Raw genomic sequence first — 3,117 nt, 5'->3', positions numbered from 1 at the left:
GCTGGTACCGGAGGTGTTTCATATGAGGACAAAGGACAAGCTCGGGCAGCGCGGGGAAGCGTTGGCCGCGGGGTATCTTGAGGGCGCCGGTATGCGGATCATAGACCGGAACTGGCGCTGCCCCGTGGGGGAAATTGATCTCGTTGCCGTGGACGGTTCAACGCTGGTTGTGGTGGAAGTGAAAACCCGGTCCTCAGTGGATTATGGTCATCCACTGGAGGCAATCACGCCCGGGAAGTTGGAGCGCCTGTACCTGCTGGCGTCCAAGTGGGCGCGGGCCCACGATCTCCGGTTTTCGGGGTTCCGCGTCGATGCGGTGGCGATTATTGACGACGGCGTGTCGGAGCCGGTCATAGACCACCTGCGGGCGGTGAGCTGATGCCGCTGGGACGGACGTATGCGGTGTCCTTGGTGGGCCTTAACGGGTACATCGTGGAGGTGGAGGCTGACATCGGTCAGACACTGCCGGCATTTGTGCTGTTGGGTCTGCCGGATGCTTCGTTATCCGAGGCCAAGGAAAGAATCAGGGCCGCCGCGCGAAACGCCGGGCTGCCACTGACCAGACGAAAGATCACAGTCAATCTGATACCTGCTTCCCTGCCCAAACGCGGGTCGGCTTTCGATCTGGCGATCGTCATGTCGGCATTGGCAGCAGCCGGAGACGTTCGTGGCTGCGGCTCTACCATCTTCATCGCTGAGCTGGGCCTGGACGGGCGGCTCCGTCCGGTACAGGGCGTCCTTCCCGCAGTCATGTCAGCCGTCGAATCCGGATTCACCCAAATTGTGGTGGCATCAGATAACGCAGCGGAGGCCGCCCTGGTCCCACAGGCCCACGTGCGGGGTTTCGGGACGCTCGCTGAGGTTGCGCTGGCCTTCGGCGCCGACCCCGCCGAGGTCGAGTTGCCCATCATGGTGGACCCGGCGCAGCACCCGGCTGCTGCCCGGCAAATGCGGGATGTACTCGCGGTGCCCAAGGATATGTCGGACATTGCCGGGCAGGCGGAGGCGCGGCTGGCCGTCGAAGTTGCGGCAGCCGGTGCGCATCACCTCATGATGGTTGGTCCGCCGGGGGCGGGTAAAACCATGCTGGCAGAGCGTATTCCCGGCATACTTCCCGATCTGACGGATGAACAGGCCATGGAGGTGACCGCCATCCATTCCTTGGGTAACGCCCTGTCCTGCAGCGAGTTGCAGCGCAGGCCACCCTTCGAAAGCCCACATCACACGGCCAGCGCAGCGTCGATCATTGGAGGCGGGAGCGGTATCCCGCGCCCCGGCGCAGCATCGCGCGCCCACCGCGGCGTTCTCTTCCTTGACGAGGCGCCGGAATACCAACGGAGAATTCTTGATGCACTGCGTGAGCCGCTGGAAAACGGAGAGCTTGTTCTTCACAGGGCGGCCGGCACCGCAACCTATCCTGCCAGGTTCCAGCTGGTCTTGGCTGCAAATCCCTGCCCGTGCGGTTTGGCGAGTGGCAAGGGGACCGACTGCACCTGCTCGCCGCAGCAACGGCGGCGGTATTTCGACCGGATGTCCGGGCCTTTGCTTGACCGCGTGGACCTCCAGCTGCCGGTGCACCGTGTTTCCCTCAGCGACTTTTCCTCAGGCACGAGCGCTGAGGACAGCGCCACTGTGGCGGCCCGCGTATCTGCTGCCCGCGCCGTCCAGCGGGAACGCCTCGGCCGCTGGAATCTTCACACCAACGCCGAGGTCCCGGGCCGGCTGCTTCAGGCGGAACTGAGGCTTCCGAGGACGGTTACGGTCTCGCTCGACAAGGCAATGGAACAGGAGAGTCTCACCAAGCGGGGCTATGACAGGGTGCTCAAGGTTGCCTGGAGCGTCGCGGATCTGGACGGCAGGACGTCCCCTGGCAAGGGCGACGTTGAAGCGGCCCTGGCCTTTCGCACTCAGGAGCGTGCCGCATGAGCAACGAGCGCTGGACACCTGCTGAAATCGCCCGGGCTGCGCTCTCGCGGCTGTTTGAGCCGTCGGACAACGTAGGCCTGGCACTGGTGGCTGCCGCGGGTGCCGAGGATGCATTCCGCGTGGCCACCGGAGAGCTGACCTGCGGTCCGGGTTTGCATAAGGAATTGATCGAGACGCTTCAGGCCCATGGGCACTCCGTCCGCACAGACGTTCTCACCGACGCCCTCGCCCGGTGGAGGCCACGGGTCAACGGACTCGCTCCGGAACGGGACCTCGAAACCATCGCGCGCTTCGGTGGCGCGCTCCTCACGCCCGAACATGCGCTGTGGCCGGAGGCGCTGCAGGATCTTCAGCTTTCAATGCCGCTTTGCCTGTGGGCAAGGGGGAAAATCGACCCCGGCATTCCGCCAGTCAGCCGGATGGTGGCATTGGTTGGCTCACGCGACAGTACCAACTACGGATCGGCAGTCACTGCCGACCTTGCGGCGGGACTCGTCAGCAGGGGATGCACGGTGATCTCGGGTGGTGCCTACGGCATTGACGCGCAGGCACACCGCGCTGCTCTCGCGACAGCCCGTGAAGACCATCCCAGGCCAACCATCGGCGTGATGGCCTGCGGCGTGGACCGCTACTACCCGGCAGGAAATGAAGATCTGCTGCGGGCGATAGCTGACCGGGGACTCCTCCTGTCGGAAGTTCCACCGGGATCATCCCCGACCCGCTGGCGTTTCCTGCAGCGGAACAGGCTGATCGCCGCCCTCAGCGTTGTGACGGTGGTCGTCGAGGCCCGCTGGCGTTCGGGTGCGCTGAACACGGCCCATCATGCGGCGGAGCTGGGCAGGGCAGTTGGCGCAGTGCCCGGCTCGGTCCATTCAGCGAACTCCGCAGGCTGCCACCGGCTCCTGCGGGATGGGAGCGCGGTGTGCGTCACCGATGCCTCGGAAATCGCTGAACTGGCCGGTCCGCTGGGAAGCGAGCCGGATTCTCCCAAGAACCAACCCGCTGCCATCCACGACGGGCTCAACGTGGAGGACATCCTCCTGCTCGACGCACTGCCCGTGCGGGCGTCCTCCACCGTGGACAAACTTGCTGCGGTTGCGGGTCTGAGCACGCGGGGTGTTCTTGCCGGGCTCGGACGGTTGGAGTTAGAGGGGCTCGCCGCGAGGACTGAGGACGGCGGTTGGCGAAAGT

At 65.1% G+C, this 3,117-nt stretch carries 3 protein-coding genes; all 3 read left to right on the top strand.

What is annotated here, in order from left to right:
- Positions 1-13: 13 nt before the first annotated feature.
- Positions 14-379, top strand: a complete 366-nt coding sequence (locus Y708_RS0117215; protein ID WP_173401532.1) for a YraN family protein — start codon at positions 14-16, stop codon at positions 377-379.
- Complete coding sequence (locus Y708_RS0117210; protein ID WP_028280882.1) at positions 379-1,926, top strand: YifB family Mg chelatase-like AAA ATPase; 1,548 nt, start codon at positions 379-381, stop codon at positions 1,924-1,926. Before Y708_RS0117215 ends, Y708_RS0117210 begins: the two co-directional genes overlap by 1 nt.
- On the top strand, positions 1,923-3,117 hold a 1,195-nt coding region (dprA, locus tag Y708_RS25950; RefSeq protein WP_035776720.1), incomplete at its 3' end, for a DNA-processing protein DprA. The genes Y708_RS0117210 and dprA, both read left to right, overlap by 4 nt.

It is taken from the genome of Arthrobacter sp. H5 (assembly GCF_000520595.1).
Taxonomy (GTDB): Bacteria; Actinomycetota; Actinomycetes; order Actinomycetales; family Micrococcaceae; genus Arthrobacter_D.
The sequence above is the reverse complement of the archived record's forward strand: the minus strand, read 5'-3'. Positions and strand labels throughout refer to the sequence as shown.